Origin of the sequence: Acinetobacter sp. UBA2581, assembly GCF_002339435.1 — a bacterium.
Taxonomy (GTDB): Bacteria; Pseudomonadota; Gammaproteobacteria; order Pseudomonadales; family Moraxellaceae; genus Acinetobacter; species Acinetobacter variabilis.
Genome location: NZ_DDLD01000085.1, coordinates 1 through 19,615, shown reverse-complemented (window position 1 = coordinate 19,615; position 19,615 = coordinate 1). Strand labels below are relative to the sequence as shown.

The following is a 19,615-nucleotide window of genomic DNA, read 5'->3' as shown; positions in this document are numbered from 1 at the left end:
GCATGGATGCTTTAAGTAAAATTTTTGATGATATTCATCTGGAAAAATCAGAATATCTCTACCTCAATCTGTTCCATCCAGGCGGGTTTGATTATAAATATGAACCTTCCATGCTGGCTTATGTGTTATTGCAAGGTCAAGCGCAATTAATATTTAAAGATGGCGATCTGCTTGAGCTGCAACAAGGCGATCTGATGTTATTGCCTGCAGGTTCTGCCCATCGGATTTCTAGTCCCGGTAATGCGAATTTTTCTGAACATCATTCGATCAACTCTTATTTTCAGACTCATGCACAGCAATGTGTGGATCTCAATATCACCCATTCAGCAGAACGTAGTTTTATTTTGGCGATTCGTTCCAATCTGGATATCCAGATGGCGAAACCGCTATTGAGTGCTTTACCCAAATTTCTGCACATCCAGCATATTCTGGGAGATACAGCACCAGAATGGTTACAGGTCGGTTTGCAATTTCTGGCGCTAGAAACCCAACAACTTCGTCCTGGACGGGACAAGATTCTGGATCATCTGGTCAGTATTTTACTGATTGAATGCGTACGAGATTATATTTTGAATCTGGAAAATGCCTCAAGCTGGCTAAATGCCCTTTCGCATCCTGAACTATCCAATGCCTTGGCAGCGATTCATGGCAAACCAGAACAGCCTTGGACTGTAGAAAGTTTGGCTGAACAATGCCATATGTCGCGCTCCAAATTTGCCCAGCTGTTTACCCAGATTGTTCGTGAGCCGCCATTGGCTTATCTGCAACAGTATCGACTTCGACTGGCAGCACAATATCTCAGAAATAGCGGATTTAGCATTCAGCAGATCGCCTATTTGGTAGGCTATTCTTCGGAAACGGCGTTTAGTCAAAGCTTTAAAAAACAGTTTGAACAAACCCCGACCCAATATCGTGTTGCTTGTCAGAAAAGCAAGACGCCTTTATTGGACTAAGTCTAGTACCGCTTTGACAGGATCTTCACTATTGCCGGAAAGCAGCTGCTTGTGCATGGTGAGATGCTGCATCACCTGAATTTGAGCTGCTTCAATATCCATCAATTTTTCAATTTCAGCAGCTAGATTTTCAGGCGTTGCTTCAGACTGAATTAATTCCTGAATGACTTTTTTGCCCGCAATAATATTTGGCAATGAGAAATAAGGAATTTTGACTAGCAATTTGGCAATCTGGAAAGTCAGCCAGTGCAATTTATAAAAGGTCACCATCGGACGGTGCAATAACATGGCTTCCAGTGTCGCAGTGCCTGAAGCTAGCGCAATGATATTGGACGCATTCATGACTTGGCGGCCAATTTTTGACTCGCTACTGGTATTTTCCATCAGGCGGATATGCGCTTTTAAACTGTCCGGATATTGTGCCAGCAAGTTTTCAATCTGCTGTTTGCGCATCTCATTAATGGCGGGAATCAGAAACGTATAATCCGGGTATTTCTGATGTAGAATTTTGGCTGCATCCAGTACCAATGGTCCTAAACGTTCAATTTCCCCACGGCGGCTCCCCGGCAGCAGTGCAATATACTTTTGCGTAGAATCGAGACCCAGTTCTGCCTGCGCTTCAGCCAGATCATTGTTAAGGGGTAACTGGCTTGCCAATGGATGACCGACAAAAGCTGCCGGAACATCCCATTTCTTGAAAAATGCTTTTTCAAATGGAAATAGGCACAGCACCAGATCAATACTGGCCTTGATGCCATGTACCCGGCCCTGACGCCATGCCCAGACCGAAGGACTGACATATTGCACGGTCTTAATCGGTAACTGTTTTTGCTTCAGGGTTTTGGAAAGTCGCAAATTAAAATCAGGCGCATCAATACCGATAAACACATCGACTGGATCTTTCGTCCAGGTCTCGACCAGACCATCACGAACTGCAAACAGTTTTTTAATATCTTTCAGGACTTCAACAATGCCCATGACCGAGAGAATATCCATTGGATAGTAGCTCTTGAAGCCTTCCGCCAGCATTTGTGGCCCGCCGATCCCTTCAAATTCTGCATCAATACCCTGCTCTCGAAAACTACGGATGAACTTCGCACCAAGCGTATCTCCCGATACCTCTCCCACCACGATTCCGATTTTAAGTTTCCGATTCTGCAAGTGTATTCCCTCAAATGAGACAAATTAATTCCGTTCAGATTCTATCATAAAGCGTGATTTGAGCATGCCTAAGTGTTGAACTCACAAATCATGGCTATCTCAAATAATAAAATTACTGGGATCTGGACAATGCCCGCGCCTTAGCCCAGCTTAAAAATTAGAAGTGACCTAAACCGAATAATCTTTAAACAAATAAATCAAAAGGCATTTTGCAGAATCTTTATCAATTTTCAGGCTTAGCAATAGAAAGGTGTACTAGATGATTCAAATTAAAATATAAATTAGGATGAATTACTTTAAATTTTACAGTCTTTATCTCTTTTTAGAATAAGCAAATCAATAATCAAGACAACGACTTATATTTAAAAGTCATAAGATATGCTCGTTTTTTGATTTTGGCATATATGCATGTTTGGTCCGATTGAATTTATTTTAGCAGGTGTATTGGTTGGTTTCTGTGTCGGGATTACCGGTGTCGGTGGCGGTTCGTTGATGACCCCAATCCTGATTACACTGCTTCGGGTTGAACCGCATATCGCGATTGGTACAGACCTTCTTTATGCCGCAATTTCTAAATTTTGTGGTTCATTGGTTCATGCCAAAAAAATGAATATTGTCTGGCCTATTGTGATCTGGCTGGCCATCGGTAGTATCCCTGCCTCATTTGCGACCCATTGGGTACTAGAGAATTACCTCAGTCAATCGACACATTATAAAGCAACGCTGACCATGGTATTAGGCTTTATGCTGACCCTTACCGGGGCATCTATTATATTCCGCAATTCTATTGAAAAGTTTTTTAATAAATACCGCAAACAAGAACTGCCTGACATGACTCAGGATCTGGACAAAGTTGACTTTAAATCTGGTAATAAACGTGTCTTGATCGTGATCATGGGGATTGTACTGGGCGTATTTGTGACCCTATCATCTGTCGGTGCCGGTGCTTTCGGTATTATGGCCTTGATCCTCATGTTTCCGAATTTACCCATGATTCGCATCATCGGTTCGGATGTAGTACATGCTGTACTTCTAACTTTAGTCGCAGGTCTGGGCCATATGAGCGCAGGTAATGTAGACTTTACTTTATTAGGCTGGTTAATTTGCGGTTCTATTCCAGCAATTGTGATTGGTACACTGATCAGTTCACGTATGCCAGAGAAAATTATCCGTAAAATTCTTGGGATTACCCTGTTCTGTCTTGGCGTGAATTTCATTGTGAATCCAGTCAAGTCAAAACCGGCACAACCCGCCCAACCTGAATTGGTAACAGCAGCAGAAAAAGCTGCTGCTGTTTAAACTAAATCATGGATTCATCACTTTTTTTTCAAAGAAGTATTCATCTTTTTTATAACAAAGTGACGCATCATTCATGTTATATTCAGGCTATTAAACAACCTTTTGTATGATCAAACCAGTGACGGCAATGAATACACTACAGTCAAAACCTATTTCAGCATCAGATATTGATGACGTGAATATCCAAAGCATGATTCCTTTGGTAACACCTGCTCAGTTGAAAGCAGAGTTACCTTTGACTGAAACTGCTTATCAAACCGTACTGCATGGTCGTGAAACGATTCGTAATATCCTGGATGGCAAGGATAAGCGTATTTTTGTAGTGATTGGTCCATGTTCAATTCATGATCCAGCGGCTGCGCATGAATATGCTGAACGTTTAAAAGCTTTAAGCGAAAAAGTAAGAGATAGCCTGTATATCGTAATGCGTGTTTATTTTGAAAAACCGCGTACAACTGTAGGCTGGAAAGGTCTGATCAATGACCCTGATATGAATGACTCTTTCAATATTGAGAAAGGTCTGCGTATCGGTCGTAAACTGTTACTGGAGCTGAATGAACTTGGCCTGCCATGTGCGACAGAAGCACTGGATCCAAACTCTCCACAGTACTATCAAGATCTAATTTCATGGTCAGCGATCGGTGCACGTACTACTGAGAGCCAAACTCACCGTGAAATGTCTTCTGGCCTGTCTTCACCAGTCGGCTTCAAAAATGGCACAGACGGCGGCTTAACTGTTGCGACTAATGCAATGCAATCTGTTAAACATGGTCACAGCTTCCTGGGCCTTAATGATCAAGGTCAGGTTGCGGTGATTCGTACTTCTGGTAACCCATATGCACACGTGGTTCTACGTGGTGGTAATGGCAAACCTAACTACGATGCAGGTTCAGTTGCAGATGCTGAAGCAGCTCTTGCGAAAGCCAAAGTGAGCGGCAAGATCATGATTGATGCCAGCCACGCAAACTCGAATAAAGACCCGTACTTACAACCGCTTGTCTTAAAAAATATTACTGAACAAATTCTTGATGGAAACAAGTCAATTGTTGGTATTATGGTAGAAAGTCATCTGAAAGGTGGCCGTCAGGATATTCCTGCCAATCTTTGTGATCTGGAATATGGAAAATCAGTAACTGATGGCTGTATCGATTGGGAGACCACAGAAAAAGTGTTGCTTGACATGCATGAGGCATTGAAGGACGTTTTACCTAATCGTTAAACGAACTGACAAACGCCATCGACAAGATGGCGTTTTCATTTCTGAACAAGGAAAATTTTATCTGATGAATGAAATTGAAACTGCATTAAGTCAAATTGAAAATTTTCAGTTCATCCATGACCATCTGTTCAGCTCTGGTCAGCCGACAACTGAACAACTGAGGTTGATTAAAGAATACGGCGTCTCTACCGTAATCAATGTGGCATTAACAGATAGCGATCATCATCTGTTACATGAAGATAAAATTTGTCTTGATCTTGGCCTGAACTATATCCAGTTGCCCATCTCTTGGGAAACTCCCTCAGATAGTCAGTGCCTACTGGTATTGGATCTGATTGATTATCTGGTCAAAGAACAAATGGTCTGGGTACATTGTACGCAGAATTATCATGTCAGCTGCCTGATATATCTATACCGTCAATACTACATGAATATGGATATGCCGACTGCGCAGGAATATCTGCATCAGCTCTGGGAACCGAATGAAACTTGGACCGGTTTAATTCATGCGGTTGCCCTACAGCTGCAAGGCCGTAAAGCAACACATGAACTGGAATTATCCCTGATTCATCCCAATAACTTCGGTTGATGTTATTTGTAGTGGCTGATTAGAACAGTTGCCATAGACAGAATACCTTCCTGACGGCCAGTAAATCCTAATTTTTCAGTGGTTGTGGCTTTAATACTGATTTGAGTCATATCCACATCCAGTACATCGGCAATGCTCTGACGCATTTCCAGATTATGTTTAGCCAGCTTTGGACGTTCACAAGCTACAGTGATATCAGCGTTATTCAGGCGATAACCACGATCCAGAATTAGCTGATAGACATGCTTTAACAAGACCTTGCTGTCCGCACCCTTAAACTGCGGATCGGTATCCGGAAAATGTTGACCAATATCGCCCAGTGCTAAGGCACCTAATAAAGCATCACAAAGTGCATGTAAAACTACATCACCATCAGAGTGTGCTTTCAAGCCATGCGTATGTGGAATCTGAATACCTGCCAGAGTGACAAAATCACCTTCTTCAAATGCATGTACATCCAGTCCCTGACCAATACGAATTTGTGCAATCACTTTTATATCCTTTAGAAATAACTGATTGAAATCTTGTACACGACGTTTCTATTTCGCTATAGTTAGACCTAGCGTAACACAGTGAAAGTATAAGCGATCATGCTACTGAAAACTGATATAAATATGATGAAAATAATGGGACTTTTACTCGGGACAGGCCTTTTTGCTAGCAGCATTCATGCTGAATCGCTGGACTGTAGCAGTCATCATAACAATAACGCAGCCATGAAAAAGATCTGCTCAGCCTCTCTAGATGAACCGCGTGAAAAACTGGCTGATCAATATTTTACCGCTTTTCTGATTACAGATGCACCTGTTCGCTTGTTGCAAGATACCCAGCAACTATGGAGCACACGCTTACAGCAATGTAAAACGCTGGACTGCTTTAAACAGCAATTTGACCAGCGTCTGGATGACCTCAATATTTATATTTCTTTGAATCAGAGCCTGACTCAGCACTATCTGAAGTTTGAACAGGGCCAAATGGCCAAACAGCCGATTCATCTCAAGATTCATCAGCTGACGAAAGACCGCATCAAGATTGAAGGGGTCGCCTACCGTAATCCGAACAATCGTGCAGAAACCCAGACCATTCCTTTTCTGGCTTATACCACGACGGAAACTAAAAGCCAGATTATGGATAATGAGCATGACTGCAAATATACCTTTAACTATAGCAAAGCAATCTTGACGGTCAGTACTGAACAAAAAGGCTGCGAGCGCTTTAGTGGTATTTATCGTTTATATGATTAAACAGTCGACTTTTATTTTTATCTACCAATCTCCTAAATATATATTTAAAAATTTAAACTAGAAATTCCCTCTCCTTATTGGAGAAGTTTTTATAAAGATTCCCTTCACCCCAACCTTCTTCCCCAAGTAGAAGGAGCTTAATTGATAAACAATTATTTTTTGATCTTTTAAAATAGCCCGCAAGCGGGCTATTTACTTATGCCGGGTAATGCTGAGCTATTTCTTGGCTAATCATAGCTGCGGTTGCCGCTGATAATGTCCAGCCCAAGTGTCCATGACCGGTGTTATAAAAGACACGTTCCTGTCTACCACGGCGCACTACAGGCATCATATTCGGCATCATGGGACGCAGACCTGCCCACGGAACCACATGTTCAGTACACAGATCGAAATTGCGTTGTGTCCAGTCAATTAAAGGCTGAATCCGGTCTACGCGAATATCCCGATTATAGCCATTAAATTCCGCGGTTCCTGCAACACGTAAGCGGTCTTTACCTAAGCGTGACAAGACGATCTTGGCACTCTCATCGAGGAGACTGACCCAAGGAGCATTTTGCTGGCTTTGCTCTTCATTGAGCTGTACCGTAATTGAATAGCCTTTCACCGGGTAGACATTCACCCGCTCCCCCAACAGATCTGCCAACTGGTAACTGCTGACACCTGCACATACCACAATGGCATCTGCCTGAATCTCGAGCACATCTTCAGCATTGGCACGCACATTTTCAGGGCTTGGCCTGCATTTAACTATAATCTGCTGTGTCTGGTGATCGACTGCAAATACATCCTGACCAAATTCGAATTTCACCCCTTTTTTCATACAAGCATTTGCCAGTCCGGTACTGAATTTATGAATATCTCCAGTCGCATCACTTTGGCAATAAAACCCGGCGTAGTAATCTCCAGTTAATGCAGGTTCAATCTGCTTGATTTCTTCATTTGTAATTGCATTACGTTCTAGACCACCACTACATAGGAGATCATTGACCTTAATTGCGACATCATAATCAGCTTTATTATGGTAGAAATGTAGAATTCCGCGCTTTTCCAGATCAAAATCAATCTGCTCAATTTCGGCAATTTCAAACAGGCGTTTTCTGGCCAGTAGCGCGAGTCTTACCGTTTCCCGGGTATTGGCTTCATAATTTTTAATATGACCTAGAAATTCCATCAGCCAGCCATATTTATGCAGACTAAAAGAAGGATTAAGCAATAGTGGCGCGGTTTTCTGTGACATCCATTTGATGCCTTTCAATACAGTGGCTTTTTGATTCCAGACTTCTGCATTACAGGCAGAAAGTTGTCCGCCATTGGCAAAGGATGTTTCCATCGCGGGATAAAGATGACGGTCGACCACCGTGACCTGATAACCGAGTAAAGCGAGCTCATAAGCTGTTGTTACACCGGTAATGCCTGCCCCCACCACAATAACATGACGCATAGACACCTCTCCTTAATATGTGATGTCTTTCCCATCTGTCATGTGTACCTGAGAGCTTCGGTAACTGCATCATAACTGTATGCAGCAACCTTCCCCCTTCGGTGAGTGATTCAACACTTCTCTCCAGAGTTTAATATATTATTGCAGTCCTTTTGCCTGAGAGTTTCCTGGGACCTTGCTCCTTCGGCGAATGCAGTAGCATTTCTCTCCTGCAATAATATTTTTATTATCCTGAGCAATTTATATACCATCTTATCGGGGACTACAGTTTTTTATTTATGTTAATTCACGTGATTTAAGTGGTAACAACACTTTCAATAAATTTAGAAGAAATAACACTATCCATTTCAAATGAGTTTTAAGATTTTAATTTGGTTTTTTGCCTCATTTTTCTACGTCATGCTCCAATAAAAAGCATTTAAGAAAAGCAATAAAGTTAATATTTTCTTAGGCTATTTACGAGATTGGTTTACCAGAAAACTCTCAATATATGACTGGCTTTCAGAGCCTAAAATTAAATTAACCAGGAAAGAATTAACATGAGAGATCCTGCCGCGACTACCGTTTGCATACTGATAATACTAGCCATGAACTGGCTATCTCCCCCATAGACACGTGTCAACACATAAGAAGCTGAAGCGGTAGGTAAAGCAAAAAACAACACCAGTACATGTGTGGTTAAAGGGTCAATATTAAATAATTGGCAGACAAAGAAAGCAGCAAGTGGCATTCCTAATAAACGTCCAAAAGTCGCCAGGCCCAATGGGAAGATATCCCGCTGGAAGCCTTGGAATTTTAAAGCAGCCCCCACACACATCAAGCCAAGCGGCAAACTGCATAAGGCAATCTGTTTTAGGAATAATTCAAACCCGGCCCAGAGTGATAAGCCTGAAAGATTAAATAGGCCACCCACAAGAGAGCCTAAAATTAAAGGATTCTTTAACAGATCAACCAGAATTTTGAAGATCTGCATATCTGAACTACGAGTAAATGCAAGTACAGATAAAATATTGACCAGTGGAATACACAACACCATCACTACGGCGAAAATGGTCATGCCCTGCTGATGAAATAAGGCATTCACTGCTGCAAGTCCGATATAGGTGTTAAAGCGCAGAAGTGCCTGCACATAGACCCCAAAACGTGCATAGCCAATCTGATAAATCTTGCGCAGTACATATAGCGCAATACTGACCACCGCCATAAGGCTAAAGACCACCAGAATCACATCTTTAATGACTGCCATTTCAATCTTGGCTACGGCCAGATTTAAAAACAGCATAACTGGAAACAGGACAAAATAATTGAGTTTTTCTGCCCCACGCCAGAAACTATCTTCCAGCCATTTCCTTTGTTTTAATACATAGCCCAAAGTAATCAGGCCAATAAGCGGAAACAGTACAGTGAAGATAGTCTGAAACATTGAACAACTCATGATATGGGTTTTGCGGCAATCGCATCCAATTCAATTGCCTGTCAATGAGCAAGGATACAACAAGCGGCTCGTTTCAGGATAAAAATAGTGGAAAATTCAATGGATAATAAATAAAAAACACTCTGGCTGGCTTTAATTAAAATACGCTTTAAATCCAACTTTCATCTTTTGCAATATTTAGTGCATCATTTTTTAATCTTTCAAGCTCCTCATAAACCTTTACATCAAGCTTCGGACGGACTTTTTCAAACTTAACTTTTAACAAATCTAAGCTTCTTAAGAGCATCCTAAAAATGAGTCTCTCACGACCTAAATCATCTGTTGCCTTAAAAGTTGTTGGATCAATCCTTAAACGGAAATCCATATTTTTACGTTTAAATGAATAAAAAATACGTTCATCAAAACTATCATTTCCCATCATAATTTCAATGCACTTCCATTTATCTATCGGAATATCATACGACTTATTTTGTAGTTGAGCATTTAAGGCATTTTCTACTGCGTTACGTGCTTTATTTTCGAGATCAAGATGATCTTCTGTTAACACTTCCCTACTTAATTCAGCACTTAACCATACTTCCATTCATACATCCTGTCATTATTTTTATTAAATACACTTAGAATCAAAAATAGATTCAAATAACTTCATAAATCTTTTCGAGACTTTTTTCTAAAATCACCAGATTTAAATCTACTAAAGGCTGTCCAACATCTGCATCGAGTGGATAACTCTCTGTTTTGCCGGTTTGGTGATAACCACGACGCTCATAATACGCGATTAATTCAATGCGAACATTAAGAACAGTCATTCTAAGTTTTTTGAAAGGTATTTTTTCTCTAGAGTATTGCTCAGCGAAATCTAACAATATTCGACCATAACCTGAATTTTGCCGGACTGGGTCAATAGCAAAACTGCCGATTTCAAAACAATCTGGCAAGTGTGTCACATCAATGCAACCCACCAGTTGGTCATCATTTTCCAAAACATAAAGTTCAAAATCAGATCGTGTTAAAAGCTCACTTAACTGAGCCTCATTAATTCGATCACCTGAAACAATGCAATGTTCATGCGTCCAGCCCAAATTAGATCGATAAGCTGTATTGATCAACTTAACAATGCTTTGAATGTCCGTAGCTTGGGCTAAACGAATATTGTTATTTTTCATTTTATAAACATAAAAAAGCCAGACCGAAGCCTGACTTTAATTTCATTTGCTTCTATAAAGCAAATTATTTAGGTTCAATTGGCTCAAACGGCGCAACGACATCGGCATTTTGTGCACGATGACGCATGAAGTGATCCATCAAAACAATTGCTAGCATCGCTTCAGCAATTGGGGTTGCACGTACACCCACGCAAGGATCATGACGGCCTTTGGTCAGGACATCAGTATCTTCACGGTTAATGGTAATGGTTTTACCCGGAGTCGTGATGGAAGCCGTTGGTTTCAACGCAATCGAAACACGAATATCCTGACCGCTAGATATACCACCCAAGATACCGCCAGCATGGTTCGCCAGGAAGCCATCTGTTGTGAGTTCATCACGGGTTTCATGACCGAACTGCTCAGCCACACCAAAACCATCACCAATTTCCACGCCTTTCACGGCATTGATTGACATCATCGCATGGGCAATATCAGCATCTAAACGATCAAATACTGGTTCACCCCAACCGACTGGTACTTTAGAAGCAATAATTTCTAAACGTGCGCCACAGCTTGTGCCCTGTTCACGTAATGAAGTCACGAGTGCTTCAAAACGTGGAACGGCATCAACATCACCACAGAAGAATGGGTTATTTGGCACTTCATTCCAGTCCAGTTTTTCTGCTTTTTCAGTACCGATTTGGGTCACATGACCACGGATTTCAATACCGAATTTTTCAAACAGGAATTTCTTGGCAATCGCACCTGCTGCTACACGCATCGCAGTTTCACGCGCACTTGAACGGCCACCACCGCGATAGTCGCGGAAACCATACTTCTGAGTATAGGTATAGTCTGCATGGCCTGGGCGGAAAGTTTGCGCGATATTGCCATAATCTTTCGATTTTTGATCCGTATTGCGGATTAAAAGACCGATTGAAGTTCCGGTGGTTTTACCCTCAAACACACCGGAAATAATTTCAACTTCATCTGGCTCTTTACGCTGTGTTGCAAATTTTGAAGTACCTGGCTTACGACGGTCCAAATCCTTTTGCAAATCAGCTTCAGACAGTTCAATCCCTGGTGGAACCCCATCAATAATGGCCATTAAGCCAACACCATGAGATTCACCACAAGTCGTTACACGGAAGAGTTGCCCTATACTATTACCTGCCATGTCAACGACTCCTTATGAATTAACAGATTGAATGAATAAATCGCGATATTGACGGCATTGGGCTGCAGTCAGTGCAAAGATACCTGAACCACCACGTTGGAACTGCAACCAGTGGAAATCAACGGTATTGAAGTTTTGCTTCATTGCCCATTCAGAGTTACCCACTTCAATCACGATCAGACCATCTTCAGTCAGATAATCAGCTGCTTGAGCCAGCATCTTACGAACTAGATCCAGACCGTCTTGACCAGCAGCCAATGCCAGCTCTGGCTCATGATGGAATTCATCAGGAAGATCAGCCATATCCTCTGCATCGACATATGGAGGATTAGATACGATTAGATCATATTGGTTTTCAGCTGGAATTTTAGCGAACAAATCAGATTCAAGTAAGGCCACTTGGTACTGTTTACTGTGATGTTCACAGTTAATCTGCGCCACTTCCAAGGCATCTTTAGAAATATCAGTTGCATCCACTTCTGAATCCGGGAAAGCATAGGCCAATGCAATCGCGATACAGCCAGAACCGGTACACATATCCAGAATGCGTTGTGGAGTTTTTGGATTCGGGTTTTCTGGCAAGTTATTTACTGCTGCGCGCATTTCACCATTTTCAGTCAGGCAATAAGGAGCAAAGCGGTTTTCAATCAGCTCAACGATTGGCGAACGTGGAATTAATACACGTTCATCGACATAGAATGGCTTGCCGAAGAAATAGGCCAGATTTAATAAATAAGAGGTTGGAACACGTTCATTAATGCGGCGTTCCAGCAAGCTTAAGAACTCAGCGACTTCACTCGGCAATAATTTAGAGTCCAGAATTTCAGGATCTGCATTCCAGTCCAGTGACAAGGTTTGTAGAACCAGCGCTGAACTTTCAGCAAAATAATCTTCTGTACCTTGACCTAAGTGCGCATCGTATTGACGTAATGCTGTAACCCCAAAACGAATAAAATCACGAATGGTAGTTAAATTTTCAGCGGCTTCCTGCAAATGTTCAGGGCTAATAGTCGGTCGATCCACTTAAGGCGTCTCCAAGGTCATTTTTTAGAACGCCTTATGATACCTTGTTTTGAGGTCTTTTATAATGCCAAAACCATGAAAAACCCGAATTCTCCATGGTTTATCAATGACAGATCTTCTGGATTTCAGACAGATTAGAATCCTGCTTTTTAAGGTTTATCACTATTTCCGGAAGGATTTATTAACTTAAAACCAGTTTAAGCACCGGCACGATAAGAACGCGATTGATACAAATTCGCCTGATCTTTTACCATCTCCAGCGCACATTGACCCTGTTTAATCTGGGCATATTGTGTATTCATAGTCAGCTTGCATTGCTGTGATAGTTTACGTTGCCACACTGTATGCTGCTCACCAATATTATTACGATAGCCAGCATTTAATTTCAGATAAGTCTTATAGTTTTTCTTCAGACGTTTGTTCTGTGCTTTTAATTCTTTTTTCACACATTTTTGTAGTTTAGCTGTATTGCCATAACTAAAGTTCATGCACTGGGTATATTCCTGAGAATAACCTGTAGCCGCCTGAACCTGTAATGCCATTGTCCCCAAACAACCTGCCATTAATAAACATGCAAAACACATAATATCTCCTTCACCAAAACCGGCTTGTTTCCAATCAATATTGAATAATGAATCTTGTTTATATTATTGCCTGATACTAACTTGATCCTCGATAAAATCCTATATTTTTCTCGCTTAAAAAGATGTCACAGTTCTTTGGTTGAAACTTGATTTTATGGCCGCATATAATTCGGCAATGATGTCCAAACGAGCCCAGATCTTATGAGCTATAAGCACAACAATCTTATGGCCATGCGCCAGAACTACTGGAATGACCAGTTATCCAGTCAGGTGCAGCAGGAAAAGGTATTTTTACAGACCACATTAATGCAGCAAGGCGTATTTAGTAGCGCGACACTGGAAGATGCCAAATACCTGTTTTTCAGCTTGCCAAGCATCATTATTGTGAAGGGTTATGCGCTGGGTTTTATGCATGAAACAGTCCAGAACCTAATTCATCAACATATTCAAACAAATAAACAACAGTTACAACAACGATCTGAATTAAAAATTCAATTTCAAATGTCATAATATTCACCCTACACTGGTCAAAACGGCAAGCGATATGCTCTTGCCGAGATTTTCACCGTGAATTCAGCGGCTTAAACTTTTTTAATACGTGCAGACACGGTAATATCCACTACAATGATTTATTCCGCTTTATGCTGATAAAAGGATTGAGTTTACATGTCAGATCAGAACGATAAGCTTAAACAATTGAAAACTTCCTCAATGGATCGACGCTTATCGATCGCAAAGGCATCTTTGCTGGCAGGTACGCGCTGGGCAGCATCCAGTGCGGGTTCTATGTTCTCGAGCGAAGAAGAAAAAGAAAGAAGACGCAAAAAAGCCATGAAAGAACAGGCCGATTATCTGGTTGCAGAAATTGGCAAGCTTAAAGGTTCAATTGTCAAAATTGGCCAGATGATGGCACTGTATGGCGAGCATTTTCTGCCAGAAGAAGTTACTCAAGCCTTAAATACTTTAAATAATAAAACAGTCGCTTTGGCTTGGCCGGCGATCAAAGCTCAATTACAGCAGCAATTAGGTTCCAAGCTAGATGGTCTGACAGTTGATCATGAGCCCTTGGGCACTGCCTCTTTGGCTCAGGTGCATCGTGCGGTGCGTAAGTCAGACGGTATGGAGCTGGTGCTTAAAATCCAGTACCCGGGTGTAGCTGAAGCTATTGATTCTGATATGAGCCTGTTTAAGAACATGCTCAAATTGACCCGTATGGTGCCGCAAACCCGTGAATTTGATCAATGGTTTGATGAAGTTCGCGAGATGATGCATCGTGAGGTCAATTACAAAATTGAGGCGGATACCACTCGCCGCTTCTGTAAGCGTCTTCAAAATGATCCACGATATATCGTACCGACCATTATCGATAACTATTGTACTGACCGTGTCTTGTGTATGACCTTTGAACGTGGTGTACCCATCAATAGTCCAGTGATGCTGTCTCTACCACAGGAACGTCGTAATAAACTGGGTGAAGCTTCCCTTGAAATCGCTGTACGTGAGATTTTTGAATGGGGCGAGATGCAGACTGACCCGAATTTCGGTAACTATCTGGTACGTCTAGGTGATGGCGAAAATATCCAGGACAAAATTGTACTTCTTGACTTCGGTGCAATCCGTCAGTTTGACCAGCATCTACTCAATGTAGCGCGTAACCTGATCCAGGCCGGTTATCATCATGATTCAGACATGATGGTAAAAGCCATGACCGGTTATGAATTCTTTGATTCTATTCCGCCTAGCATCAAACCGGATATGGCGAAAGTCTTCCTGTTAGCCACAGAAGCCTTCAGCTCGCCAATGAACAATAAAGACTTGCCTCCAGGTGTGATGGATGAACATGACCGCTATAACTGGAAAAAAAGCCAGCTTCATAGCCGTGTGATGCAGCAGGCTTCTAAATCCATGGCTTCACGTTATTTCAGTGTACCGCCTAAAGAATTTATGTTTATCAGCCGTAAGTTCATTGGCGCTTATACCTTCATGACGGTGATTGATGCGAAAACTAATGTACGCGCGATGATTAAACGTCATCTCTAATAGACTAAGTTATTATTAGCCTTATATAAGACCCGGATGATTTTGTCATTCGGGTCAATTTTTGACAAAAACCAAATTTCTCTTATTTCATTTTTCTATTTATTTTCAATATCTTAAATTTTAAATCCTCTATTTATTTTAATGATAAATTGACAATGATTCATGTCATTGATGACATGGTTTTTTCTAGAACTGCATGTCAACATCAGGCAAATAAGATAGCACCCCGTAGGATAATTAGAATGAACAATATGGTGAACAAAGCACAAGGATTTGGCTTGTCCATCCTGACCAAAGTGGCTGGAAGTGATTTACTCGACCAATTAAAGCTGCGTAAATTTTTAGAAAAATCTCTTTATCAAAGCTCTAAAGCAGGTTTTAAAACATTCAGCCAAACTCAGAAAATCCTGAAATCTGGTCAGAAAATTCAAAGACAACGTTTACCACATCAGTCCAAATCCCTGTTTGATCTGAATCTGACTGAAGAACAGCAAATGACCTGCGAGGCAATGCAACAGTTTGCCAGCGAAGTCCTTTATCCTTTGGCACACGATGCAGATCATCATGAAATCTTCCCAGAGGAACTCTGGCAATATTCAACTGATCTGGGTCTTAATTTTTATGCGCTGCCTGAAGCTCTAGGTGGCGTTGCTGCAGAACAGAATATCGTCAGCAATGTCCTGATGGCTCAACAGTTGGCTCAAGGTGATTTCAGTCTGACCGCTGGACTGCTTTCTACTTTTAGTGTGATTAATGCGATTACCCGTTGGGGTTCAGAACAGGTTCAGACTGAGTATTTGACTGCATTCGCTGATGATCCTCATCTTAAAGCTACCTTCGCAGTACAGGAAGTAACAGTTGCCTTTAATCCTTATCAGTTAAAAACTAAAGCAACGTCGAATGGAGATAACTATTTAATTAATGGTGAAAAAACCTTGGTGATGCTCGGAGAAACTGCTGATATCTATCTGGTCAGTGCAGATCTGAATGGCAAAACCGAAGTATTTATTGTGCAACGCAATAATACTATTACTGCACAAAAATCTCCGGCTATGGGCCTGAAAGCCACTCAAACCATGAATCTAAAATTTAATAACACACTGGCACAACGCCTGGGAGATGACGATTTTGATTGCACCGCTTTTATTGATCTGGGTAACTTGATGTGGTGTGCCATGGCGGTCGGTACCTGTGAAGCGGTTAAAAAATACTGTGTGCAATATGCCAATGAACGCACAGCCTTTGGTGAACCAATTTCCCATCGGCAAAGTGTAGCTTTTATGATTGCAGATATGGCGATTGAAATTGATGCCATGCAAATGCTAATCCTGAATGCCGCCAGTCTGGCAGAATCCGGGCAGGATTTTCATCGAGAAGCTTATCTGGCCCGTCTGCTCTGTGCAGAAAAATCCATGAAAATTGGCACAGATGGCGTGCAGATTCTTGGAGGACATGGCTTCACCAAGGAACATCCGGTAGAACGCTGGTATCGGGACTTAAGAGCAACAGCAATCGTACATTCTGGCCTTCATGCCTGAGCAAAGAATAAGGAAAAAAATAGATGAACTTGCAAAATCCTAAAAAATTCAAATTGCTGATTGATCAAGCACATGAAGTTGCTCTAAATGTACTCCGCCCTATTTCACGCAAATATGACAAAGCTGAACATGCTTATCCGAAAGAGTTAAATATGCTCGCTTCTGTCGTCGACGGTATGAACCAAGGCAGCGAAGGCATGAATGCGGGAGCTGCGGTCAATAAACGCGGTGATAACGATGAAAGTAATAAAAATGGCGTCAATATGTCCACTGCACTTAGTATTGTCGAAATGTGTTATGGCGATACCGGACTACTTTTATCCATGCCGCGTCAAGGTCTAGGAAATTCAGCCATTGCTGCTGTTGCTAATGATGAACAGTTACAACGCTTTCATGGCATCTGGGCAGCGATGGCAATCACTGAACCAGGCTGTGGTTCCGATTCAGCTGCCATTCGTACTACTGCCATTAAAGAGGGTGATGACTATATCCTCAATGGTGAAAAAATCTTTGTCACCTCTGGCGAACGTGCAGATGCGGTTGTCGTCTGGGCGACTTTAGATAAAAAACTTGGCCGTGCTGCAATCAAATCCTTTGTCGTACCCCAAGGTACGCCTGGCATGAAAATCGAGCGTCTGGAACATAAGCTAGGCATTAAAGCCTCGGATACGGCTGCAATTAGTTTTATCGATTGTCGTATACCTGCTGCTAATTTGCTTGGACATGCAGAAATTGATGTGGCTAAAGGTTTTGCTGGGGTCATGGAAACTTTTGATAATACCCGTCCACTCGTTGCAGCGATGGCAATTGGTTGTTCTAAAGCTTCCTTAGAAAGAATCAAGGAAATTTTTAAGGATCAGCTAGACCCTGAGTACAATACGCCTTTTTTACATACATCGAATATTGCAGCGCAGATTTATCGTATAGAAGCCGAATGGGAAGCCGCCCGTTTATTAATGCTGAAAGCTGCGTGGATGGCGGATAATCGTAAGCCTAATTCCCGTGAAGCTTCTATTGCTAAAGCCAAGGCGGGTCGTATTGCGAATGAAATTACTTTGAAGTGCGTCGAATTAGCAGCATCTATAGGCTATAACGAAGCAGAACTTTTAGAAAAATGGGCACGTGATTCCAAGATTCTGGATATTTTCGAAGGAACTCAACAGATTCAGCAACTCATTATTGCTCGACGTGAACTAGGTAAATCTTCAAGTGAATTAAAATAATCAAAAACTAGAAATACTGCTTTATTAAAGAACAAATCATCAAAAAGGATGGATTTTTTATGGTTTTCGGACTATAAAATTTCCATCCTTTTTCATGTCATGACCTATGTATTCTATTCGTCCTATACAACCTCAAGATAATGTTCAAATTGCCAAAATTATTCGTGAAGTTTCCGTAGAATTCGGACTTGCAGCAGAGTCCGGTTTTGCTGTCGGTGATTCAATCCTGGATAACCTGTATGAAGTATATCAGCAGCCAAAAGCGGCTTATTGGGTCATTGTCGATGAGCAGGATCAAGTCTTTGGCGGTGGAGGTATTGCGCCATTACAGGGTGATCAGAGTATTCTAGAAATACAGAAAATGTATTTCTTACCTATTATTCGTCGTTATGGATTTGCAAAACAGATTTTAAATCTGGCTTTTGACTTCGCTCATGAGCAGAGCTTTAAACGAATCTATCTTGAAACTACTGCAAGTCTTTGGCAGGCAGTAAAGCTTTACGAAAAATTAAGTTTTGAACATCTCGATCATCCCGAAGGCAATACGGGTCATAGTGCAGCTTGTGAAATCTGGATGCTAAAAACTTTAGACTAAGCTATCTTGTGCATCCAAATATATAATACACTTTAAAGAAGAGCCAGAGATACAAATTCAGCTGCTAACTAGCTTTTCTTTAAGCAATTCTTCATAAAAAATTCATTATTCAACAAAATCTAAGTTGTCTTTGTAAACAAATCATCTAATTTCTTGACGATTTTCATACATCTTCCTAAGATCGACCTAATTTTAAAAATACAGGGAAGCTGAAAGTTGTTGGGCAAATTTTCTAGCAAAAACTATTCATTATTAAAGGTCTTAAATCCTACTACCTTAAAAATTGGGATGCTTGGCTTTAGTACAATATTAATAAGTGCTTGCTCCTCACTAGGAGGTAACTCCTTAGAAAAACGCTCTGCTAAACTGTCTCAAGGAATTCAGACTGCATATGCTGTGCCTGCGACAACTGCTACTCGCGTTTCACCTTTAATTATTCAGAATGCAGAAAGACATAGTCTAGATCCCTTGCTAGTAGCAGCCGTGATTCGACAGGAATCTACCTATCGCAGTCAGGTCGCTTCACCTGCAGGTGCAGTGGGTCTTATGCAAATTGTTCCGCGTTATTGGAGATCTACCTGTGGACCTGATTTATTTAATGAAGCAGTCAATATTGGATGTGGGAGTTATATTCTGTCACGTTATCAGGAATCTAGCGGCAGCCTAGAAAAAGCGCTGGGCTATTATAATGTAGGCCCTACTGCCTATGAGAAAGATCGAAAAATGCGTAAACAAGGCAAAAAATATGCAAAAGAAGTTTTAACGCACCAGAAGCAACTTAAAAAATCGATGTAATTAGAATGTACTAATAATTAAGTAAATGCATTCCAGAAATATTAATACATAAATAAAACGGCTTAAATTGAATTTAAGCCTTTTTATTTTGTTCTATTAAACCCCACGCATAAAAAAAGCCCCCTGCGATAGCAGAGGGCTTTTGGAATAA

20 protein-coding genes and 1 riboswitch are annotated in these 19,615 nt (G+C 41.3%); of the genes, 11 read left to right on the top strand and 9 right to left on the bottom strand.

Annotated features, from left to right (window positions below; all coding sequences use genetic code 11):
- Window positions 1-2 precede the first annotated feature (2 nt).
- Window positions 3-953, top strand: a complete 951-nt coding sequence (locus tag B3Q46_RS10705) for an AraC family transcriptional regulator (RefSeq protein ID WP_004785522.1) — start codon at window positions 3-5, stop codon at window positions 951-953.
- On the opposite strand, the gene lpxB is transcribed toward B3Q46_RS10705, so the two are convergent.
- Window positions 942-2,114 (bottom strand): lipid-A-disaccharide synthase, encoded by a 1,173-nt coding sequence (lpxB, locus tag B3Q46_RS10700; RefSeq protein WP_004785519.1) that lies wholly within the window; start codon window positions 2,112-2,114, stop codon window positions 942-944. The two genes, B3Q46_RS10705 and lpxB, sit on opposite strands and share 12 nt — an antisense overlap.
- A gap of 408 nt (window positions 2,115-2,522) precedes the next feature.
- Between lpxB and B3Q46_RS10695 the strand changes: the two genes are divergently transcribed.
- From B3Q46_RS10695 to B3Q46_RS10685, 3 genes are all read left to right on the top strand, one after another.
- Window positions 2,523-3,413 (top strand): sulfite exporter TauE/SafE family protein, encoded by an 891-nt coding sequence (locus B3Q46_RS10695; protein WP_004785516.1) that lies wholly within the window; start codon window positions 2,523-2,525, stop codon window positions 3,411-3,413.
- A gap of 127 nt (window positions 3,414-3,540) precedes the next feature.
- Window positions 3,541-4,632 (top strand): 3-deoxy-7-phosphoheptulonate synthase, encoded by a 1,092-nt coding sequence (locus tag B3Q46_RS10690; protein WP_152606034.1) that lies wholly within the window; start codon window positions 3,541-3,543, stop codon window positions 4,630-4,632.
- 64 nt (window positions 4,633-4,696) lie between these two features.
- A complete protein-coding gene (locus B3Q46_RS10685) occupies window positions 4,697-5,221 on the top strand; it encodes a protein tyrosine phosphatase family protein (RefSeq protein WP_004785512.1) in 525 nt (174 codons plus the stop codon).
- Between the two features lie 2 nt (window positions 5,222-5,223).
- Here B3Q46_RS10685 and ispF read toward each other — a convergent pair whose 3' ends face one another.
- On the bottom strand, window positions 5,224-5,712 hold the full coding sequence (gene ispF, locus B3Q46_RS10680) for a 2-C-methyl-D-erythritol 2,4-cyclodiphosphate synthase (RefSeq protein ID WP_004785510.1): 489 nt from the start codon (window positions 5,710-5,712) through the stop codon (window positions 5,224-5,226).
- A gap of 99 nt (window positions 5,713-5,811) precedes the next feature.
- On the opposite strand from ispF, the gene B3Q46_RS10675 reads away from it, so the two are divergent.
- Window positions 5,812-6,465 carry an A1S_1983 family putative colistin resistance protein gene (locus tag B3Q46_RS10675; protein ID WP_004785509.1) on the top strand — a complete coding sequence of 218 codons (654 nt, stop codon included), beginning with the start codon at window positions 5,812-5,814 and terminating at the stop codon, window positions 6,463-6,465.
- 196 nt (window positions 6,466-6,661) lie between these two features.
- Here B3Q46_RS10675 and B3Q46_RS10670 read toward each other — a convergent pair whose 3' ends face one another.
- The 7 genes from B3Q46_RS10670 to B3Q46_RS10640 all read right to left on the bottom strand — a co-directional run bounded on the left by B3Q46_RS10670 (window position 6,662) and on the right by B3Q46_RS10640 (window position 13,273).
- A complete protein-coding gene (locus B3Q46_RS10670) occupies window positions 6,662-7,906 on the bottom strand; it encodes a D-amino acid dehydrogenase (RefSeq protein WP_004785507.1) in 1,245 nt (414 codons plus the stop codon).
- A 134-nt stretch (window positions 7,907-8,040) separates the two neighbouring features.
- Window positions 8,041-8,128, bottom strand: a riboswitch (glycine riboswitch).
- 292 nt (window positions 8,129-8,420) lie between these two features.
- Window positions 8,421-9,329 carry an AEC family transporter gene (locus tag B3Q46_RS10665; protein ID WP_004785505.1) on the bottom strand — a complete coding sequence of 303 codons (909 nt, stop codon included), beginning with the start codon at window positions 9,327-9,329 and terminating at the stop codon, window positions 8,421-8,423.
- Between the two features lie 160 nt (window positions 9,330-9,489).
- Entirely contained in the window at window positions 9,490-9,924 is a 435-nt protein-coding gene (locus tag B3Q46_RS10660; RefSeq protein WP_004785504.1) for an Imm44 family immunity protein, read from the bottom strand.
- Window positions 9,925-9,976: 52 nt separating this feature from the next.
- Window positions 9,977-10,507 carry a GNAT family N-acetyltransferase gene (locus tag B3Q46_RS10655; protein WP_004785502.1) on the bottom strand — a complete coding sequence of 177 codons (531 nt, stop codon included), beginning with the start codon at window positions 10,505-10,507 and terminating at the stop codon, window positions 9,977-9,979.
- A 64-nt stretch (window positions 10,508-10,571) separates the two neighbouring features.
- Complete coding sequence (aroC, locus tag B3Q46_RS10650; RefSeq protein ID WP_004785500.1) at window positions 10,572-11,666, bottom strand: chorismate synthase; 1,095 nt, start codon at window positions 11,664-11,666, stop codon at window positions 10,572-10,574.
- A gap of 12 nt (window positions 11,667-11,678) precedes the next feature.
- Window positions 11,679-12,689, bottom strand: coding sequence for a 50S ribosomal protein L3 N(5)-glutamine methyltransferase (gene prmB, locus B3Q46_RS10645; RefSeq protein WP_004785497.1), 1,011 nt, complete (start codon window positions 12,687-12,689; stop codon window positions 11,679-11,681).
- Between the two features lie 197 nt (window positions 12,690-12,886).
- Entirely contained in the window at window positions 12,887-13,273 is a 387-nt protein-coding gene (locus B3Q46_RS10640; RefSeq protein WP_004785495.1) for a hypothetical protein, read from the bottom strand.
- A gap of 201 nt (window positions 13,274-13,474) precedes the next feature.
- Here B3Q46_RS10640 and B3Q46_RS10635 point away from each other — a divergent pair, with 201 nt between their 5' ends.
- The 6 genes from B3Q46_RS10635 (at window position 13,475) to B3Q46_RS10610 (ending at window position 19,464) form a co-directional block, all read left to right on the top strand.
- Complete coding sequence (locus B3Q46_RS10635) at window positions 13,475-13,783, top strand: hypothetical protein (RefSeq protein ID WP_004785493.1); 309 nt, start codon at window positions 13,475-13,477, stop codon at window positions 13,781-13,783.
- A 156-nt stretch (window positions 13,784-13,939) separates the two neighbouring features.
- Entirely contained in the window at window positions 13,940-15,313 is a 1,374-nt protein-coding gene (locus B3Q46_RS10630) for an ABC1 kinase family protein (RefSeq protein ID WP_004785492.1), read from the top strand.
- Window positions 15,314-15,564: 251 nt separating this feature from the next.
- The gene (locus tag B3Q46_RS10625) at window positions 15,565-16,851 is read left to right on the top strand and encodes an acyl-CoA dehydrogenase family protein (RefSeq protein WP_171064827.1); all 1,287 of its coding nucleotides are present in this window, start codon (window positions 15,565-15,567) and stop codon (window positions 16,849-16,851) included.
- 23 nt (window positions 16,852-16,874) lie between these two features.
- Window positions 16,875-18,074, top strand: a complete 1,200-nt coding sequence (locus B3Q46_RS10620; protein ID WP_004785486.1) for an acyl-CoA dehydrogenase family protein — start codon at window positions 16,875-16,877, stop codon at window positions 18,072-18,074.
- 106 nt (window positions 18,075-18,180) lie between these two features.
- Complete coding sequence (locus tag B3Q46_RS10615) at window positions 18,181-18,669, top strand: GNAT family N-acetyltransferase (RefSeq protein ID WP_004785485.1); 489 nt, start codon at window positions 18,181-18,183, stop codon at window positions 18,667-18,669.
- 288 nt (window positions 18,670-18,957) lie between these two features.
- Complete coding sequence (locus tag B3Q46_RS10610; protein ID WP_224214000.1) at window positions 18,958-19,464, top strand: lytic transglycosylase domain-containing protein; 507 nt, start codon at window positions 18,958-18,960, stop codon at window positions 19,462-19,464.
- Window positions 19,465-19,615: the final 151 nt, after the last annotated feature.

What these genes read in the sequence shown, in the direction of transcription:
- aroC (WP_004785500.1), bottom strand. Translation starts at nt 11,666, where the DNA reads ATGGCAGGTAATAGTATAGGGCAACTCTTCCGTGTAACGACTTGTGGT.
- B3Q46_RS10685 (WP_004785512.1), top strand. Translation starts at nt 4,697, where the DNA reads ATGAATGAAATTGAAACTGCATTAAGTCAAATTGAAAATTTTCAGTTC.
- B3Q46_RS10615 (WP_004785485.1), top strand. Translation starts at nt 18,181, where the DNA reads ATGTATTCTATTCGTCCTATACAACCTCAAGATAATGTTCAAATTGCC.
- B3Q46_RS10635 (WP_004785493.1), top strand. Translation starts at nt 13,475, where the DNA reads ATGAGCTATAAGCACAACAATCTTATGGCCATGCGCCAGAACTACTGG.
- B3Q46_RS10695 (WP_004785516.1), top strand. Translation starts at nt 2,523, where the DNA reads ATGTTTGGTCCGATTGAATTTATTTTAGCAGGTGTATTGGTTGGTTTC.
- B3Q46_RS10675 (WP_004785509.1), top strand. Translation starts at nt 5,812, where the DNA reads ATGCTACTGAAAACTGATATAAATATGATGAAAATAATGGGACTTTTA.
- B3Q46_RS10690 (WP_152606034.1), top strand. Translation starts at nt 3,541, where the DNA reads ATGAATACACTACAGTCAAAACCTATTTCAGCATCAGATATTGATGAC.
- B3Q46_RS10655 (WP_004785502.1), bottom strand. Translation starts at nt 10,507, where the DNA reads ATGAAAAATAACAATATTCGTTTAGCCCAAGCTACGGACATTCAAAGC.
- B3Q46_RS10665 (WP_004785505.1), bottom strand. Translation starts at nt 9,329, where the DNA reads ATGTTTCAGACTATCTTCACTGTACTGTTTCCGCTTATTGGCCTGATT.
- B3Q46_RS10705 (WP_004785522.1), top strand. Translation starts at nt 3, where the DNA reads ATGGATGCTTTAAGTAAAATTTTTGATGATATTCATCTGGAAAAATCA.
- B3Q46_RS10610 (WP_224214000.1), top strand. Translation starts at nt 18,958, where the DNA reads ATGCTTGGCTTTAGTACAATATTAATAAGTGCTTGCTCCTCACTAGGA.
- B3Q46_RS10630 (WP_004785492.1), top strand. Translation starts at nt 13,940, where the DNA reads ATGTCAGATCAGAACGATAAGCTTAAACAATTGAAAACTTCCTCAATG.
- B3Q46_RS10670 (WP_004785507.1), bottom strand. Translation starts at nt 7,906, where the DNA reads ATGCGTCATGTTATTGTGGTGGGGGCAGGCATTACCGGTGTAACAACA.
- B3Q46_RS10625 (WP_171064827.1), top strand. Translation starts at nt 15,565, where the DNA reads ATGGTGAACAAAGCACAAGGATTTGGCTTGTCCATCCTGACCAAAGTG.
- B3Q46_RS10620 (WP_004785486.1), top strand. Translation starts at nt 16,875, where the DNA reads ATGAACTTGCAAAATCCTAAAAAATTCAAATTGCTGATTGATCAAGCA.
- B3Q46_RS10660 (WP_004785504.1), bottom strand. Translation starts at nt 9,924, where the DNA reads ATGGAAGTATGGTTAAGTGCTGAATTAAGTAGGGAAGTGTTAACAGAA.
- B3Q46_RS10640 (WP_004785495.1), bottom strand. Translation starts at nt 13,273, where the DNA reads ATGTGTTTTGCATGTTTATTAATGGCAGGTTGTTTGGGGACAATGGCA.